The 16,787-nt window shown below is 68.5% G+C and carries 14 protein-coding genes and 2 pseudogenes; 14 read left to right on the forward strand and 2 right to left on the reverse strand.

What is annotated here, in order from left to right; genetic code table 11:
* Positions 1 to 54 precede the first annotated feature (54 nt).
* The 11 genes and pseudogenes from BTZ20_RS11555 (at position 55) to BTZ20_RS11605 (ending at position 10,195) form a co-directional block, all read left to right on the forward strand.
* Positions 55 to 555: a DNA-deoxyinosine glycosylase gene (locus BTZ20_RS11555; protein WP_077041453.1), complete on the forward strand. Its 501-nt coding sequence runs from the start codon at positions 55 to 57 to the stop codon at positions 553 to 555.
* Between the two features lie 71 nt (positions 556 to 626).
* The gene (locus BTZ20_RS11560) at positions 627 to 1,004 is read left to right on the forward strand and encodes a TIGR02611 family protein (RefSeq protein ID WP_077041454.1); all 378 of its coding nucleotides are present in this window, start codon (positions 627 to 629) and stop codon (positions 1,002 to 1,004) included.
* Between the two features lie 8 nt (positions 1,005 to 1,012).
* Positions 1,013 to 1,795, forward strand: coding sequence for a (2Fe-2S)-binding protein (locus BTZ20_RS11565; RefSeq protein WP_077043641.1), 783 nt, complete (start codon positions 1,013 to 1,015; stop codon positions 1,793 to 1,795).
* Between the two features lie 89 nt (positions 1,796 to 1,884).
* A complete protein-coding gene (gene thrS, locus BTZ20_RS11570; RefSeq protein WP_077043642.1) occupies positions 1,885 to 3,936 on the forward strand; it encodes a threonine--tRNA ligase in 2,052 nt (683 codons plus the stop codon).
* Positions 3,933 to 4,472, forward strand: coding sequence for an HIT family protein (locus tag BTZ20_RS11575; protein WP_027499599.1), 540 nt, complete (start codon positions 3,933 to 3,935; stop codon positions 4,470 to 4,472). The genes thrS and BTZ20_RS11575 overlap by 4 nt, the downstream gene beginning before the upstream one ends.
* Positions 4,473 to 4,557: 85 nt before the next feature.
* Positions 4,558 to 5,238: a phosphatidylinositol phosphate synthase gene (gene pgsA / locus BTZ20_RS11580; RefSeq protein WP_077041455.1), complete on the forward strand. Its 681-nt coding sequence runs from the start codon at positions 4,558 to 4,560 to the stop codon at positions 5,236 to 5,238.
* Positions 5,235 to 6,137: a phosphatidylinositol mannoside acyltransferase gene (locus BTZ20_RS11585; protein WP_077041456.1), complete on the forward strand. Its 903-nt coding sequence runs from the start codon at positions 5,235 to 5,237 to the stop codon at positions 6,135 to 6,137. The genes pgsA and BTZ20_RS11585 overlap by 4 nt, the downstream gene beginning before the upstream one ends.
* Positions 6,134 to 7,263, forward strand: a pseudogene (locus BTZ20_RS11590) (glycosyltransferase family 4 protein). Before BTZ20_RS11585 ends, BTZ20_RS11590 begins: the two are co-directional and overlap by 4 nt.
* A complete protein-coding gene (locus tag BTZ20_RS11595; RefSeq protein ID WP_077041457.1) occupies positions 7,260 to 8,297 on the forward strand; it encodes an NUDIX hydrolase in 1,038 nt (345 codons plus the stop codon). Before BTZ20_RS11590 ends, BTZ20_RS11595 begins: the two are co-directional and overlap by 4 nt.
* Positions 8,298 to 8,375: 78 nt before the next feature.
* Positions 8,376 to 9,278, forward strand: a complete 903-nt coding sequence (gene pdxS, locus BTZ20_RS11600; RefSeq protein ID WP_077043643.1) for a pyridoxal 5'-phosphate synthase lyase subunit PdxS — start codon at positions 8,376 to 8,378, stop codon at positions 9,276 to 9,278.
* 99 nt (positions 9,279 to 9,377) lie between these two features.
* Positions 9,378 to 10,195, forward strand: a pseudogene (locus BTZ20_RS11605) (acyl-CoA thioesterase).
* On the opposite strand, the gene BTZ20_RS11610 reads toward BTZ20_RS11605, so the two are convergent.
* Both BTZ20_RS11610 and BTZ20_RS11615 read right to left on the reverse strand, forming a co-directional pair.
* Entirely contained in the window at positions 10,082 to 11,887 is a 1,806-nt protein-coding gene (locus tag BTZ20_RS11610; RefSeq protein ID WP_083742924.1) for an APC family permease, read from the reverse strand. The pseudogene BTZ20_RS11605 and the gene BTZ20_RS11610 overlap by 114 nt on opposite strands.
* Positions 11,888 to 12,098: 211 nt before the next feature.
* The gene (locus BTZ20_RS11615; RefSeq protein WP_411269125.1) at positions 12,099 to 13,265 is read right to left on the reverse strand and encodes a sodium:proton exchanger; all 1,167 of its coding nucleotides are present in this window, start codon (positions 13,263 to 13,265) and stop codon (positions 12,099 to 12,101) included.
* A 574-nt stretch (positions 13,266 to 13,839) separates the two neighbouring features.
* On the opposite strand from BTZ20_RS11615, the gene BTZ20_RS11620 reads away from it, so the two are divergent.
* The 3 genes from BTZ20_RS11620 to BTZ20_RS11630 all read left to right on the forward strand — a co-directional run bounded on the left by BTZ20_RS11620 (position 13,840) and on the right by BTZ20_RS11630 (position 16,781).
* On the forward strand, positions 13,840 to 14,247 hold the full coding sequence (locus BTZ20_RS11620; protein WP_077041459.1) for a YciI family protein: 408 nt from the start codon (positions 13,840 to 13,842) through the stop codon (positions 14,245 to 14,247).
* A gap of 8 nt (positions 14,248 to 14,255) precedes the next feature.
* Positions 14,256 to 15,428 (forward strand): RNA polymerase sigma factor, encoded by a 1,173-nt coding sequence (locus BTZ20_RS11625; protein WP_077043644.1) that lies wholly within the window; start codon positions 14,256 to 14,258, stop codon positions 15,426 to 15,428.
* A gap of 96 nt (positions 15,429 to 15,524) precedes the next feature.
* On the forward strand, positions 15,525 to 16,781 hold the full coding sequence (locus tag BTZ20_RS11630; protein WP_083742631.1) for a hypothetical protein: 1,257 nt from the start codon (positions 15,525 to 15,527) through the stop codon (positions 16,779 to 16,781).
* Positions 16,782 to 16,787: the final 6 nt, after the last annotated feature.

Here is a 16,787-nt window from a genome sequence, read left to right on the forward strand (position 1 = left end):
GGGCGACACCGGCCCCCTTTTTCTCGTGCCCATGTTGGGGTGTAATGGACGCCCATGACCGTCGTCCACAGCTTTCCCGCCGTACTCGACGACCGCGCCGACACCCTGATCCTCGGGTCGATGCCGGGTATCCCGTCGTTGGCCGCGGGCATGTACTACGCGAATCCGCGCAACAGTTTCTGGCCGATCATGGGTGAGCTCTTCGACGCGGGCCCCCGGCAGACGTACGCGCAGCGGCTGCAGCGGCTCCAGGACGAGGGCATCGCGCTGTGGGACGTGTTGAAGCTGTGCAGGCGGGAGGGCAGCCTCGACTCGAGCATCGACCCTGATTCCGAGGTGGCCAACGACTTCGCGGCCCTGTTCGAGCGTCACCCCCGGATCGGCCGGGTCTTCTTCAACGGGGCCAAGGCCGAACAGGCGTACCGGCGCGCCGTCGTCGCGCGCGGCCTGCACCCGGAGTCGGTTGCCATGGCGCGGTTGCCGTCGACGAGTCCGGCGAACGCGGGCACCCCGGTGGCGGACAAGCTCGAGGCGTGGCGGGCGGTCGCCAGGTAGCTCGACGACGAGCGCGTCGCGGCCCGCCCGTCGGTACTGTTGTCCGGGTGGTGACGACTGAGAATCGATGGATGCGCCTGCGGCGGGATATCGCGGGAAACACCGCACTGAACCTGGCTTATCGGATCTGCGTCGGCGTCGTCGGCACGGTGGTTCTCGTCGTCGGCATCATCACCATTCCGTACCCCGGTCCTGGTTGGTTGATCGTGTTCGCCGGGCTCGGCATCCTCGCCTCGGAGTTCGCGTGGGCGCACCGCGTGCTCCGGTTCGCGCGGGAGCGCTACGACCGGTTCATGGCGTGGTTCGTCCGCCAGTCGGTCGCGGTGAAGGCGCTGTCTGCATTGCTGACGTGCGTCATCGTGATCGGAACCCTGTGGGTGCTGGGGACTCTCGGGCTGATCGCGGGTTGGGTGGGTATCGAGCACCCGCTCCTGGAGAGCCCGCTCTAGCCGTGGCGATGGATCCGGAACTCAGCGACGCCTACGAGCGAGCGGTCGCGGCGATCCCGTCGCTGCGGGACGCCACCGTACCCGCGCCGGGTGCGGTGGAACACCCGGGCAGCGTCCTGGTGGACCGCGACTGGCTGGCGGCCAGGGTCGTCGACACCGCGCGACGCTGGGCCTGCGAGGATCCCCGTGTCTCTGCCACGCTGTGGTGGTACTCGGCTAGCTCGACGCTGATGTCGGTGCCCGCCTCGATGTTGTTGACGACGGGCCTTGCGCCCGACCCGACCCTGGACGGGCTGACCTGTACGTTGCGGCCCGACGGGTACCTGGGGACCATTCGCTCCGAGGCCGGCATCCGCGACGACGAGGTACTGGCCGAGCGGCTCGGCACCGCGCTCGCCCCGATGATCGCCACGCTGAGCGGCCTCAGCGGTGCGGGCGTGCGCTCGCTGTGGGCCATCGCGACCGACTCGCTGGGCAACCGTGCGCTGGACGCCGGCACCGCGCTGGGCAGCCCGGTGCTCGGCAGCGCGCTGGCGGTGCGGTTGGCCGACCTGATCGGTGCCGAGATGCCTCGCCCCCGGTTCGTCGATGTCGCCCGCGGGGGACCGGTCGGAGCGGACCCGCGGGCCGTGCCTGCACCGGGTTCCCGGCGGGTGATCCGCAGGTCGTCCTGCTGCCTGATCTACGAGACGGAGCCCGATCCGGTCGCCGCCGAGGGCATCAAGTGCACCAGCTGCCCCCGTCAGCAGCCGTCGGTTCGTGCGGCGCGGCTCGGCGCGCTGCTCGGGTGACAGGTCCGTCCGATCCGCGTGCCGATAGCATGAGGGCTCACCGAGCTGCCGTCTTCGAGACGGCGCAGAACATCGAGGAGCACATCGCCGTGACCACGCCCGCATCCGCAGTCTCAGCCGCCCACGTCCGGGTGCCCGCGGGGACTACCGCCGGTACGGCGGTTCGGGAGGCGGGGCTCACCGGTAAGGGTGCGGACGCCATCGTCGTGGTCCGCGACGCGGAGGGCCAGCTCAAGGACCTGTCCTGGATCCCCGAGGAGGACGCACTGGTCGAGCCCGTCGCGGCCGACTCGGAGGACGGCCGCACCGTGATCCGGCATTCCGCCGCGCACGTGCTCGCCCAGGCCGTGCAGTCGGAGTTCCCGAACGCCAAGCTCGGCATCGGCCCGCCGATCAAGGACGGCTTCTACTACGACTTCCGGGTCGACGAGCCGTTCACCCCTGAGGACCTGACCCGCCTCGAGAAGAAGATGAAGCAGATCATCAAGGGCTCGCAACGCTTTTCGCGGCGCGTGGTCGAGAACATCGAGGACGCCCGCGTCGAGTTGGCCAACGAGCCGTTCAAGCTCGAACTGATCGACGACAAGTCGGGCATCGACGACCCCGAGGTGATGGAGGTCGGCGGCAACGAGCTGACCATCTACGACAACCTCGACCCGAGGACCGGCGAGAAGGTGTGGGGCGACCTGTGCCGCGGCCCGCACATCCCCACCACCAAGCACATCCCCGCCTTCAAGCTGACCCGCAGCTCGGCCGCGTACTGGCGCGGCGACCAGAACCGCGAGGACCTCCAGCGCATCTACGGCACCGCGTGGGAGTCGTCCGAGGCGCTCGACAAGCACATTGAACTGATCGCGGAGGCCGAGCGTCGTGACCACCGCAAGCTGGGTGCGGAGCTGGACCTGTTCAGCTTCCCCGACGAGCTCGGGTCCGGGCTGCCGGTGTTCCACCCCAGGGGCGGCATCATCCGCACCGAGATGGAGGACTACTCCCGCAAGCGCCACGTCGAGGAGGGGTACGAGTTCGTCAACACCCCGCACATCACGAAGGGGCACCTGTACGAGGTCTCGGGTCACCTCGATTGGTACCGCGACGGGATGTTCCCGGCGATGCACATCGACGAAGAGTTGAACGAGGACGGCACCGTGCGCAAGCCGGGCCAGGACTACTACCTCAAGCCGATGAACTGCCCGATGCACAACCTGATCTTCCGTTCCCGCGGGCGTTCGTACCGGGAGCTCCCGCTGCGACTGTTCGAGTTCGGCTCCGTCTACCGCTACGAGAAGTCGGGCGTCGTGCACGGCCTGACCCGCGTGCGGGGCATGACGCAGGACGACGCGCACATCTACTGCACCCGTGAGCAGATGCGCGACGAGCTGGCCACCACGCTGGACTTCGTGCTCGGTCTGCTCAAGGACTACGGCCTCGACGACTTCTACCTCGAACTGTCGACCAAGAACCCGGACAAGTTCGTCGGCGACGACGCGGTCTGGGAGGAGGCGACCAACACCCTCGCCGAGGTGGCCCAGGCGTCCGGGCTGACCCTGGTGCCGGACCCGGGCGGCGCCGCGTTCTACGGCCCGAAGATCTCGGTGCAGGTGCAGGATGCGTTGGGTCGTACCTGGCAGATGTCGACCATCCAGCTCGACTTCAATCTGCCGAACCTGTTCGACCTCGAGTACACCGGATCCGACGGCGCCAAGCACCAGCCGGTGATGATCCACCGTGCCCTGTTCGGTTCGATCGAGCGGTTCTTCGGTGTGCTCACCGAGCACTACGCGGGCGCATTCCCGGCATGGCTTGCGCCCGTGCAGGTCGTCGGCATCCCCGTCGCCGAGGCCTTCGAGGAGCACCTGTTCGACGTGGTGGCCAAGCTCAAGGCCGCCGGTGTGCGGGCCGAGGTGGACGTCAGCGACGACCGGATGCAGAAGAAGATCCGTAACCACACCACGCAGAAGGTGCCGTTCATGCTGCTCGCGGGCGAGCGGGACGTGGAGGCGGGCGCCGTCAGCTTCCGTTTCCGCGACGGCACCCAGATCAACGGCATCGCGGTGGCGGACGCCGTCGAGGCGATCACCGGATGGATCGCGCGGCGCGAGAACGCCTCGCCCACAGCCGAACTGCTCGGAGGCCTCGGATGAGCGACGAGGGCTCGGTCGTCGACACCGGCCCCGGCGATCCGGACCGGCTGCAGCGACTCTGGTCGCCGCACCGGATGTCCTACATCGCCGAGGCACCGAAGGTCACGACCCCGGGCGAGGGACCGTTCACCGACATCCCGAAGATGAGCGACGAGGAAGGGTTGATCGTCGCCCGCGGCGAGCACGTCTACGCGGTGCTCAACCTGTACCCCTACAACCCCGGCCACATGATGGTGGTGCCCTACCGTCGCGTCGCCGCGCTCGAGGACCTCACACCCGAAGAGTCGGCCGAGTTGATGGCGTTCACGCAGCAGGCGATCCGCGTGATCAAGCGGGTCTCGCGTCCGGACGGCTTCAACGTGGGGCTGAATCTGGGCGCCGCGGCGGGCGGTTCGCTGGCAGAGCACCTGCACCAGCACATCGTTCCGCGCTGGGGTGGCGACGCGAACTTCATCACCGTCGTCGGTGGGGCCAAGGTGATGCCCCAGCTCCTGCGCGAGACCAGGGCGCTGCTCTCGGCAGCCTGGAACGCGTGAGCCGTATCGCCTGCGTCATGGCAGGATCGTTGACGAGATCAACTCGAAATCGGGTCTCTTCCAGCACAGGAACGGGGGTCGACAGGTGCTGAGCGTTCTCGGGCGCGCCGCGGTGTCGAAGGTGATCGCGCCGGTGGGTAAGGCCTTGGTCGCGGTCGGGCTGTCCCCGGACGTCGTGACCGTGTTCGGCACGACCGCCAGTGTGGTGGCCGCGGTCACCCTGTTCCCTTCCGGGCACCTGTTCTGGGGTGCGATCGTGATCGCCGCGTTCGTCCTGTTCGACCTCGTGGACGGCGCGATGGCGCGGGAACGCGGCGGCGGAACCCGGTACGGGGCTGTGCTCGACGCGACCTGTGACCGGATCGCGGACGGTGCCATCTTCGCCGGCCTGGCCTGGTGGGCGGTGTACCACGAGAACAGCAGGTCGCTGCTGGTGGCGACCCTGATCTGCCTGGTCACCTCGCAGGTCATCTCGTACGCAAAGGCTCGCGCCGAGGCGAGCGGACTGTCCGCGGAGGGTGGCCTCATCGAACGGTCAGACCGTCTGGTGATCGTCCTCCTCGGCTCCGGCCTGACCGGCCTCGCGGGACACTTCGGCATCGACTGGCTCGAATGGGCCGTCTACGTGGCGATGTGGCTGCTGGCGGTGGCGAGCATCGTCACCGTGTTCCAGCGGGTGCTGCAGGTGCGCAACGCCCCGGGTGCCCGGGATCCGCTGCCGATGAAGACCGGCACCGCGGAGAGCGGAGAGGCGCCGACGACGTGAGCTGGACCGAACGGGTAAGCGACCTCGGCTACGCCGCCGGGTGGCGATTGGTCCGCGCGCTGCCGGAAGGGGCGGCGGAGTCGCTGTTCAACTGGGGTGCGGATCGGGCGGCCCGCCGCGGCGGCCCGGATCAACTGCGCCGCAACCTGGCACGGGTGCTCGGGGTACCCGCAGCGGAGGTGCCGGACGAGCTGATCCGGGACTCGTTGCGCTCCTATGCACGCTACTGGCGAGAGGCCTTCCGGCTCCCCGCCATGGATCAGCAGGAGCTTGGCGGGCGGCTCGATTCCCTGGTGCACGGTCAGGAACACCTGAACAAGGCGATGGCCGACGGCAAGGGCGTGGTGCTTGCCCTGCCGCACAGCGGCAACTGGGATATGGCGGGTGTGTGGGCCGTGCAGCACTGGGGCACGGTGACGACGGTCGCCGAGCGGCTCAAGCCGGAGTCGCTGTACCTGCGGTTTCTCGAGTACCGGGAGAGCCTCGGCTTCGAGATCTTCCCGCTCAGCGGCGGCGAGCGCCCGCCGTTCGAGCAGCTTGCCGAACGGCTGCGCGAGAACCGGCTGGTGTGTCTGCTGGGGGAGCGAGACCTCGCCAAACACGGTGTGCCCGTGACGTTCTTCGGCGAACCAACCCGGATGCCCGCCGGACCGGCCAAGCTCGCGATCGAGACCGGCGCCGCGCTGCTGCCGGTGCACTGCTACTTCGAGGGCGACGGCTGGGGTTTCCAGGTCGATCCGCCGGTGGACACCGCCGGTGGAGTGGCCGCGGCCACCCAGGCCCTCGCCGACCGCTTCGCCGCCAACATCGCGGACCACCCGGCCGACTGGCACATGCTCCAGCCGCTGTGGCTCGCCGACCTGTCCGAGGGCAGGCTGGCGCGGATGGAATCGCCATGAGGATTGGGATGGTCTGTCCCTATTCGTTCGACGTGCCGGGCGGGGTGCAGGCCCACGTCGTCGAGTTGGCGTCGGTGCTCATCGAGCGGGGACACAAGGTCAGCGTGCTGGCGCCCGCCTCGGAGGGCACCGAGCTCCCCGACTTCGTGGTCTCGGCAGGCCGGGCGGTCGCGATCCCGTACAACGGCTCGGTGGCCCGGTTGAGTTTCGGACCCGTCTCCTATGCCCGGGTCCGTCGGTGGATCGTCGACAACGATTTCGACGTACTGCACATCCACGAGCCGAACGCTCCGAGCCTCTCGATGCTGGCGATGAAGATCGCCGAGGGCCCGATCGTCGCGACCTTCCACACCTCGACCACGAAGTCGTTGGTGCTGAGCACCTTCCAGGGCGTGCTCGCGCCGTACCTGGAGAAGATCAGCGGCCGCATCGCCGTCTCCGAACTGGCGAGGCGCTGGCAGATGGAGTCGCTCGGCTCCGATGCCGTCGAGATCCCCAACGGCGTCGACGTGCCCGCGTTCGCGAACGCGGACCCGCTGCCCGGATACCCGCGCGCGGGGGGCACCGTGCTGTTCCTCGGTCGCTACGACGAGTCGCGCAAGGGCATGGCGGTGCTGCTCGAGGCGCTGCCGGAGCTCGTCGCCAAGCACCCCGACCTGGAGATCCTGGTCGTCGGCCGGGGGACGAGGACAGGCTGCGCAAGGACGCAGGCAGGTATGCCGGGCACCTGCGGCTGCTGGGGCAGGTCACCGACGCGGAGAAGGCCTCGGCCCTGCGCAGCGCGGACGTCTACTGCGCGCCGAATCTCGGCGGCGAGAGTTTCGGCATCGTGCTCGTGGAGGCGATGGCGGCTGGCACGGCGGTGGTGGCCAGTGAACTGGACGCTTTCCGTCGGGTGCTGCGCGACGGCACCGCCGGAATGCTGGTGCCGGTCGGCGATTCGGCCGCGCTGGCCACCGCGATCGATTCGGTGCTCAGTGACCCGGACCGCCGTCGCGCCCTGGTCGGCACGGCCACCGAGGTGGTGGCCGAGTACGACTGGCCGGTGGTCGCGGAGCAGATCCTGCGTGTCTACGAGACGGTGACTGTCGGCGGCAGTGGCGTCGGCGTGGAGGTCCGCTCGTGACCTTCTCCGCGACCTCGATCCTCATCCTCGCGCTGATCGCCGCGGTGATCATCGCGATCGGTGTGTGGGCGTACGGCACCGCCAACCGGCTCGACCGATTGCACGTGCGCTCCGACCTGTCCTGGCAGGCGCTCGACTCCTCGCTCGCGCGCAGGTCGGTGGTGGCCCGTGCGGTGGCCGCCGCGCTCACGACCGGTGGAGACGCCCCGGTGCCAGACGGAAAAGCCCTGGCGGCGTTGGCGATCAAGGCCGAGCGGGCCGATCGCGGACACCGCGAAACCGAGGAGAACGCGCTGTCCGTGGCGCTGGCATCGGTGCCTGCCGAGGCGCTGCCGCCCCAGCTGGTGGCGGAGCTGGCCGATGCGGAGGCGCGGGTGCTGATCGCCCGCCGCTTCCACAACGACGCGGTGCGCGACACCCTCGCGCTGCGGACCAGGCGACCGGTGCGCTGGCTGCACCTCGGCGGCACGGCCCCGCTGCCCACCTACTTCGAGATCGCCGAGCGCACCGCCCCGGTGGTGGGCGCCGGTCTGAACGTGGACGAGACGCGGACGTCCTCCCGCGTGGTACTGCTCGACGAGAAGGGTCGGGTGCTGTTGCTGCGCGGGCACGACCCTCAGGTGCCCGACGTCTACTTCTGGTTCACCATCGGCGGCGCCGTCGAGATGGGGGAGACCCTGCGGGCGGCCGCCGTCAGGGAGATCGCCGAGGAGACCGGGCTGTCGGTGGACGAGGCGGTGCTGCGGGGGCCGATGTGGCGCCGGGTCGCGGTGTTCCCCTACGACGGCGAGCTGATCCGTTCCGAGGAGCTGTTCTTCGCGTTGCAGACCACCGAGTTCACCCCGACGCGCAGCGGCTTCACCGACCTCGAACGGCGTGCGATCACCGGTCACCGCTGGTGCAGCCCGAGCGACATCCGGGAGATCGCCGCGACCGGCGAGGTGGTGTACCCGGAGGAGCTGCCGGACCTCCTGGAGGAGGCGAATGTCGTGGTCGCAAGGCTGGTCGAACCCGAGGTCCGATCGATTCGCTGACCGGCCGACCGGCAGAAACCCGCATCGTCCTAGAATTGAACGAGTTCCCCTGACAGGTCACTACCGATGGAGTATGCCGTGAGCACCCCTGATACCGCCCCGACCACCGGCACGGCCCGCGTCAAGCGCGGCATGGCCGAGATGCTCAAGGGCGGGGTCATCATGGACGTCGTCAATGCAGAGCAGGCGAAGATCGCCGAGGATGCGGGTGCGGTGGCGGTCATGGCCCTCGAGCGTGTGCCCGCGGACATCCGCGCGCAGGGCGGCGTGTCCCGGATGAGCGACCCGGACATGATCGACGGCATCATCTCTGCCGTGTCCATCCCGGTGATGGCCAAGGCCCGGATCGGCCACTTCGTGGAGGCTCAGATCCTGCAGTCCCTCGGCGTCGACTACATCGACGAGTCCGAGGTGCTGACCCCGGCGGACTACGCCAACCACATCGACAAGTGGAAGTTCACCGTGCCGTTCGTGTGCGGTGCCACCAACCTGGGTGAGGCGCTGCGTCGAATCACCGAGGGCGCGGCCATGATCCGCTCGAAGGGCGAGGCAGGCACGGGCGATGTCTCCAACGCGACCACGCACATGCGCACCATCCTCGGTGAGATCCGTCGTCTCGGTTCGCTGAGCGAGGACGAGCTGTACGTGGCGGCCAAGGAGCTGCAGGCGCCGTACGACCTGGTGGTCGAGGTGGCCAAGGAGGGCAAGCTCCCGGTCACCATGTTCACCGCGGGCGGCATCGCCACCCCGGCGGACGCGGCGATGATGATGCAGCTGGGCGCGGAGGGTGTGTTCGTCGGCTCCGGCATCTTCAAGTCCGGCAACCCGGCCGAGCGTGCCGCCGCGATCGTCAAGGCCACCACCTTCTTCGACGACCCGGACGTGCTGGCGAAGGTCTCCCGCGGTCTGGGTGAGGCGATGGTCGGCATCAACGTCGACGATCTGCCGGTCGCGCACCGCCTCGCCGAGCGCGGTTGGTGATCGGCGGCGCCTGACCGCATGAATTCTCGACGCGGCCCCGCATCCCTGATGCGGGGCCGCGTCGTTGCTAGCGTGAGCACCGGTCGAAAGGGGTACGCCATGTCGTCCATCGAAGAGATCCTGGAACTCGAACGGCTGGAGAAGGACATCTTCCGCGGCATCGTCGCGGATACGATGCTGACCCGGACGTTCGGCGGTCAGGTGGCCGGCCAGGCCCTGGTCTCCGCGGTCCGCACGGTCGACGAGCAGTACCGCGTGCACTCGCTGCACGGTTACTTCCTGCGGCCGGGGAACCCGACCATCCCCACCGTCTTCCTCGTCGACCGGATCCGGGACGGCCGATCGTTCTGCACCCGCCGGGTCACCGGGGTCCAGGACGGTCAGGCGATCTTCACCATGTCCGCCTCTTTCCACGTGGGCGACATCGGAATCGAGCACGAGGACGAGATGCCCCGGTCCCGAACCCGGAGGACCTGCCCGACACCTCGGAGATGATGAGCGAGGAACTGTCGTGGGAGTTCCGGGAGTGGGCCGACTGGGATCTGCGATTCGTGCCAGAGGACAAGGTGACTCGGCGCAGGGGCGTGCCCGCGCAGCAGCAGGTCTGGTTCCGGTACCGCCGCACGCTCCCCGAGGACCCCGTCTTCCACGTCTGCACCCTCGCCTACATGAGCGACATGACGTTGCTCGGTTCGGCGAAGGTGCCGCACCCCGACGAGGACATCCAGCAGGCCTCGCTCGACCATGCGCTGTGGTTCATGCGGCCCTTCCGTGCCGATGAGTGGCTGCTCTACGACCAGTCGTCACCGTCCGCGGGGTTCGGCCGGGCGCTGACCCAGGGCCGGATCTTCGATCGCAGCGGGAACCTGGTCGCGGCGGTGGTCCAGGAGGGGCTGACCCGGTTGCTGCGGGACTGATCGGCCCACCCGCAGTCGCACCCGACAGACGACGGCGTCGGTGTCGCGGCGCAGTGCCCGGTCCAGCTCGTCGCCGCGGTGGTTCGGCAGGATCCGTTGCCACCCGGAGCCCGGCTCCACCTGGGCGATCACCACGACCACCCGGCGGTCGGCGAGCCTGTCTGTGATGTGACGGGTCAAGGTCGGAGCGAGCCCGCCGTCGGAGCCGTCGAGCAGGAGCAGCCGGACGCCGGGGTGCCAGGCCTGCCATGCCTTGGTGAAGGCGCGGGGCGATTCGCCGCTCGGGCAGACCCGGACGGCGACGACGTCGGTGCCGATGGACAGGCCGGCGCAGATCGCCTCGCGGCTCAGCTCTGAGACCTCGGCCACCGGAACGAGGACGACGGTGCCCTGCGCGGCGGGCGCGGCGGGCACCTCGCCGAGGTGCAATCGATCGCCGATGGCCGCGTAGGCCGCCCGCACCCGCTCCATCAGGAACACGAGCAGGGGCGGGGCCAGCACGATGAGCCAGGCGCCCTCGGTGACCTTCATCGCGGTGGTGACGAGTGCCGCGATGGCGGTCAGGGTCGCGCCGAATCCGTTGAGGCAGGCGCGCCACCGCCAACCGGGGGCCCGGGTCAGCAGCCAGTGCCGGACGAGTCCGGCCTGGGCGATGGTGAACCCGACGAACACACCGATGGCGAACAGGGGCACGAGGGCGTTCATGCTGCCGCCGGAACCGATCAGCAGGGCGCCCGCGGTGACGCCGAGAGCCACCACGCCGTGCCGATACACCTCGCGAGGGGACCGCAGCGCGAACCGGTGGGGCAGGCAGTTGTCGTCGGCGAGCAGGCGCGCCAGCGTCGGCAGGCCGCCGTAGGAGGTGTTCGCGGCCAGCGCGAGCAGCACCACGGTGGCGAATTGCACGACGTAATAGCCGATCCCGTGTCCGAGTGACGCCTCGGTCAGCTGCGAGAGCACGGTGGTCCCCTCGACCGGGTGCAACGAGAACTTGCCGATGAGGACGGCGAGTCCGATCAGCATGGTGCCGAGCAGGATTCCGAGCGCGACCTCGGCTCGTTGCGCGTTCCTCACACGCGGCTCGCGGAAGCTGGGCACCGCGTTCGCGATGGCCTCTACGCCGGTGAGTGCGGCGCATCCGCTGGAGAAGGCCTTGAGCAGCAACAGGACCCCGACGGTCTGGACGTTGGCGGCGACGGCGGTGCCCGCGGAGACGCTGAGCGGTTCCGAACGCAGCAGCCCGGCGATGATCACGGTGAAGATGCCGAGCACGAAGACCGCGGTCGGGATCATGAATGCCCTGGCGCTGTCCGCGATCCCGCGCAGGTTCAGCGCCGTGATCCCGACCAGGATGGCCAGGCATATCCAGACGGTGTGGGGGAGCAGGGCCGGAAACGCGGAGGTGAGTGCGGCGACGCCCGCGGCGATGGAGACCGCGACGTTGAGTATGTAGTCGATCACAAGAGAGGCCGCCGCGACGAGCCCGGTGCGGTGTCCCAGCCGGGCCCTGGCGACGGCGTACGCGCCGCCACCGTTCGGGAAGGCTGCGATGAGTTGGCGGTACGACGCGACGAGCACCGCGAGCAGCGCGGCGATCGCGAAGGTGACGGGCAGCGTGTAGCCCAGCCCGGTGCCGCCCGCGACCGCGAGGACGAGAACGATCGCCTCGGGGCCATAGGACACCGACGCCATGGCGTCGAGGGAGAGTCCGGCCAGGCCGGTGGAGACCGAGAGCTTGTGTCGATCGGTCTTTCGCTTGGGGCGTCCGGTGCGGGGTGCCCGGATCAGCAGTGCGGTGGTCACCGAGCGAGTTTGGTCCCGGATCGCGTGTGTACCAGCGGTCTTGATGGTTCTCTGATGCCCTCGGCCGCGCTCTTGATGCGGCGTGGACGCCGCTGGGGAGTCAACCGTGCACCATGCTGCTGCGGGTGAACGGCGCGGCGAGGGTGGGAGCGAGATGCCTGCGATTGATCGTCAACGCGACCAGCGCCACGACGGCATAGACACCGCACAGGATCATCCGCCCTTGAGTCGAGGTGATCGGGAACTGGATGACGAACAGCGCCAGCAGTGCCCAGGCGGACCCGCGGCCGAATCGCATGGCGAGGATCAGGGCGACACCCATCATCGTCTGGGTGGCGGTCAGCAGCATCTCCTCGACCTGGCGCGCGTCGAGCATCAGGGCGGTGCCGCCGCCGCCGGCGAGATGGGCCAGCGGCAGTGATCCCACCAGCAGGGTCCACTGATTGACCTTCGACGAGATCAGCATCGCGATCGCCGCCGTGCCCTTGCCCCGTGCGGCGAAGAGGATCGCGATGATGAACTCGGGCGCCTCGGAGGCGAGTGGGGCGAGCCACTGCACGAGAAGGAACTGATCCACGCCGAGCTCGGCGCCTGCGTTGACGAGGCTGTTCGCGAAGGGTTCCGCGCAGGCGACGATGACCGCGGCCGCCACGACGAGCATCGCGATCAACGTCGTGCGGCGCGCCCGGTCCGGCAATGCGCCGATCGCGGCGGCGGTACCGATCAGGTCGGGCTCCTCGACCTGGCCGCCGGACAGTCGGTAGAGGTAGAAGCTGAACCAGCCGAGCAGGGCGACACCGAATACGAGGTGGATCTGACCCGTCGCCGGGATGACGAACGCCGCGACGCCCGCAATGAGGAGGAACCCGAGCTCGACGCGATTGCCGGACTCGAGGGCCAACGCCGAGACCGGTTTGCCGGTGAGCTTCTTCGCGACCGCGATCGAGATCAGCACCACCAGGGGCCAGCCGATGCCCATCAGCAGCCTGTTCGAGCCGGTCATGTTGGCCGCCGCGTACTGCACGTAGGTGGAGTCGTGTCCGGAGGTGTAGGCGTAGTAGAGATCGACTGCGTACTCGGGGAGTACCGCGATCAGGGCGAGGACCGCGATCGCCAGGCCGCCGGAGACGTCGATCTGTGCGGCCTCGGCGGCCCAGGCGAGCAGGAAGCTCGCCGCGACGACCGCGGCCCCGTAGATCAGCAGCGCCACTATCGGATTCGGGTGCATGCCCGAGAGTCGGACGACGAGCGCGGGAAGAATGAACACCGCGGTGATTCCCAGTGATCGCGGCAATGTGCCGCGGTAGGTCGGAGTATCGGGTGCATCCAATGTTGCCGAATTCGGTGAAATTGGTCTCAGGCCTTCGGGTCAACGGCCGCAGACTCGCCAAATACTGAAAGGGAGAGTCTTCGGCCAACGGTGGTGTTGGTCCGAAGGTCTCGCTCGCCGAACAGCTTTCGCGCATGCCGCCCGGTGGATGACCGGGCGCCATCTGGCGCCAGCATGTCGACCATCCGCCTCTGCCCGACCGCGTCGGGATATTCAGAGTGAACTACTCCCCTTCGCTTTCGAATGCTAGCGGTGTTCTTTTGGGAAGCAAATTCGTCGTATCTGCTCAATTCATTATTCGGTTGCGCCATTCCGATTAGTTTGGCCGCCCGCAATGGCGTCGGTGTGCCGGTGAGGTTCACATGTTGTGTCGGCCTGGGACTGGTCTTCGGCGTGGTGGCCCACGAGATCCCGAAGAATTTCGGACGGCGATGTCGAGAATCCGTGACTGGCGTCGTCCTTGCTCTGAGTGCGACCAGAATGGGTTGCACCGGAACCGAGGAGAAACACGATGGCCAAGTACCTGCTTCTCAAGCACTACCGTGGCGCCCCGGCTGCGGTCAACGACGTGCCCATGGACCAGTGGACGCCCGAGGAGATCTCGGCCCACATGCAGTACATGCAGGACTTCGCGGACCGGCTCGAGGGGACCGGGGAATTCGTCGACGGTCAGGCGCTCGCCCCTGCGGGCACGTTCGTCCGGTACGACGGCGAGGGTCGCCCGCCGGTCACCGACGGCCCGTTCGCCGAGACCAAGGACCTGATCGCCGGCTGGATGGTGATCGACGTCGACAGCTACGAGCGCGCCATCGAACTGGCAGGGGAGCTGTCGGCCGCACCAGGGGCGGATGGCAAGCCGATCCACGAGTGGCTCGAGGTGCGTCCGTTCCTGACCGCGCCGCCCACCATCACGGAATGACCTTTCCGGTGGACGAGGTCCTGATCCGGAGCCTCACACCGCACGTCCTCGGGATCCTCGTCCGCCGCGGAGCAGATTTCGCGGCGGCCGAGGATGCCGTGCAGGACGCGCTGGTCGAGGCGGTCCGTGTGTGGCCCGCCGACCCGCCGCGGGACCCGAAGGGTTGGCTGGTCGCGGTGGCCTGGCGCAAGTTCCTCGACGCGACGAAGGCGAACGTGGCCCGGCGCAGGCGTGAGGACGTTGTGGACGCGGAGCGAGGCTTGCCGAGCGACCATGACGTGGAACCGGCACCCGATCCCGCGCCGGCGGTGGATGACACGCTCCAGCTCTACTTCCTGTGCGCTCACCCGGCGCTGACGCCGTCGTCCGCGGTCGCGCTCACGCTGCGTGCCGTAGGCGGGCTGACCACCCGCCAGATCGCCCAGGCCTATCTGGTGCCCGAGGCGACCATGGCGCAGCGCATCAGCCGGGCCAAGCGCACCGTCTCCGGCGTGCGGTTCGACCAGCCCGGCGACGTCGCCACCGTGCTGCGCGTCCTCTACCTGGTCTTCAACGAGGGCTACTCCGGCGACGTCGACCTCGCCGCCGAGGCCATCCGGCTCACCCGGCAACTCGCGGCCGCCGTCGACCACCCCGAGGTGGCCGGGCTGCTCGCCCTGATGCTGCTCCACCACGCCCGACGCGCCGCCAGGACCGCGCCCGACGGCAGCCTGGTGCCGCTCGCCGAGCAGGATCGCGGCACGTGGGACACCGAGTCGATCGCCGAGGGCGTCGTGATCCTGCAGACGGCCCTCGCCCGCGACCGGCTCGGCGAGTTCCAGGCGCAGGCCGCCATCGCGGCACTCCACGCCGATGCGCTCACCGCCGAAGAGACCGACTGGGTGCAGATCGTCGAGTGGTACGACGAGCTCGAGCTCCTGACCGACAGCCCGGTCGTCCGGCTCAATCGCGCGGTGGCCGTCGGTGAGGCCGACGGACCGCGCGCCGGCCTGGCGGCGCTTGCGTCGCTGGACGACTCGCTGCCGCGCCACACGGCGGTGGCGGCGTACCTCCACGAGCGGGACGGCGACCTGGCGGTGGCGGCACGGCTGTACGCCGAGGCGGCACTGAAGGCGCCCAACCTCGCCGAGCGCGAGCACCTGACGCGCCAGGCTGCCCGGCTCAATGCACGTCGTGGGTAACGTCGGCGTCGATTGCGACGAAGTGGACATCGCGAGACGTGCTCGCGGTCGGGGGTATCTGTGGGCAGGCGTGGCGGGGGAGTCGGCGTCGATGTCGTGGTGGTCGGGGCGGTCGTTGCCGTGGGCGTTGTGGTGGCCGGGCTGCTGAACGACGTTGGCGGTGGGGAGTATTCGGCGCAGATCCCCGGGTGCGATGTCGTCGTACCGCCGTCAGAGGTCAGGCGCATCAACTTTGCAGCTGTCGGCACGTCGGCCGGCTACGACAACGCGAACTATCCGTGGTTCTCTGGCCCCAAGGCCACCGCGATGTCGGACGCGCTGAAGGATGCACTGCCACCTGGCGTGGAGGTCGAATTCGGTACTCCGGCGGACTCGCTTCTCTTCGAGCCGATTCTGGACTGGCACCGGCCGGACTCAGCTGGCGCGGTGGACGGACTCAGCGGTTGGACCAAGGCGGAAGGCACGTTGATCCGGGGTGCAACATACAGTTCGCTCTCCGTCGAGGTTCGTCATTCAGACGAACCAGTGCCGTCTTGTATTGCCGGACATCTCGACCGCCGGGTGAAACGCGCTGACGGAACGATCGTCGACTCCCGGGAACAGTGGGTCGAATTCGGCGGAATCGGCAACCAGGCCAGAACAGTCACGGCATACCTCACCGATGGCACGACGATCCAAGCACTATCCGGATTCGTGATGCGGGATGGAGATGCCGAGAAGGCTTACAGCGGAAGGGTTCCGTTGGGCATTGACGAGCTCACCGCACTGGTGACGGCGCCTGGTTTGCGTGTGACGGCACCAGTTCCGGAGGGGATGTCAGCACCACCGGAGGGCTGCTCGGCGGCCGCAAGTGGGGACGGCCCGGAAATCGACCGGAAGACCATCGACCGCCTCAATCGCTCGCTCGATGACCAATGGCAAACCGAACTCGCGGGTATCGCCACTCTCGATCGCCCTATTGGATCATTGCAACTGTCGGATTTCGACAACCTGGGCGCGTGCGAAGTGCTGACGGCGGATGTTGCAGGCTCCACGAGTCGCATGGACATTTCGATCACGGGTGGGGTGGCGTTGCCGACCGAGGTTGACGCTCCCGATCGGATTGTCGATGGACTGCGGAGGTCAGCCAGGGTCTTACCGGATGGATCGGTGGTCCAGCGAGTGGAGAAGTTCCCCTCGCCTGCGCCGACAAATCCGGGCGACATGCCCAGTCTTGATGAGGTTCGGTCGGTGACCGTGATCCGGCCCTCCGGCACCCAGGTTTCGGTGTCATCGTCCGCTCAACCACCGGCCGTTCAGCTGACCCTCGACCAGCTCGAAGCGATCGCGACTACTCCGGGGTTGGAGTTGTAGCTTCTC

Source organism: Rhodococcus sp. MTM3W5.2, assembly GCF_001984015.1.
In the GTDB taxonomy this organism is placed as follows: Bacteria; Actinomycetota; Actinomycetes; order Mycobacteriales; family Mycobacteriaceae; genus Rhodococcus_G; species Rhodococcus_G oryzae.

Excerpts from the sequence above, each read along its gene's own strand:
- BTZ20_RS11555 (WP_077041453.1), top strand. The coding sequence starts at position 55 with ATGACCGTCGTCCACAGCTTTCCCGCCGTACTCGACGACCGCGCCGAC.
- BTZ20_RS11560 (WP_077041454.1), top strand. The coding sequence starts at position 627 with ATGCGCCTGCGGCGGGATATCGCGGGAAACACCGCACTGAACCTGGCT.
- BTZ20_RS11565 (WP_077043641.1), top strand. The coding sequence starts at position 1,013 with ATGGATCCGGAACTCAGCGACGCCTACGAGCGAGCGGTCGCGGCGATC.
- BTZ20_RS11575 (WP_027499599.1), top strand. The coding sequence starts at position 3,933 with ATGAGCGACGAGGGCTCGGTCGTCGACACCGGCCCCGGCGATCCGGAC.
- BTZ20_RS11610 (WP_083742924.1), bottom strand. The coding sequence starts at position 11,887 with ATGGCGTCGGTGTCCTATGGCCCCGAGGCGATCGTTCTCGTCCTCGCG.
- BTZ20_RS11620 (WP_077041459.1), top strand. The coding sequence starts at position 13,840 with ATGGCCAAGTACCTGCTTCTCAAGCACTACCGTGGCGCCCCGGCTGCG.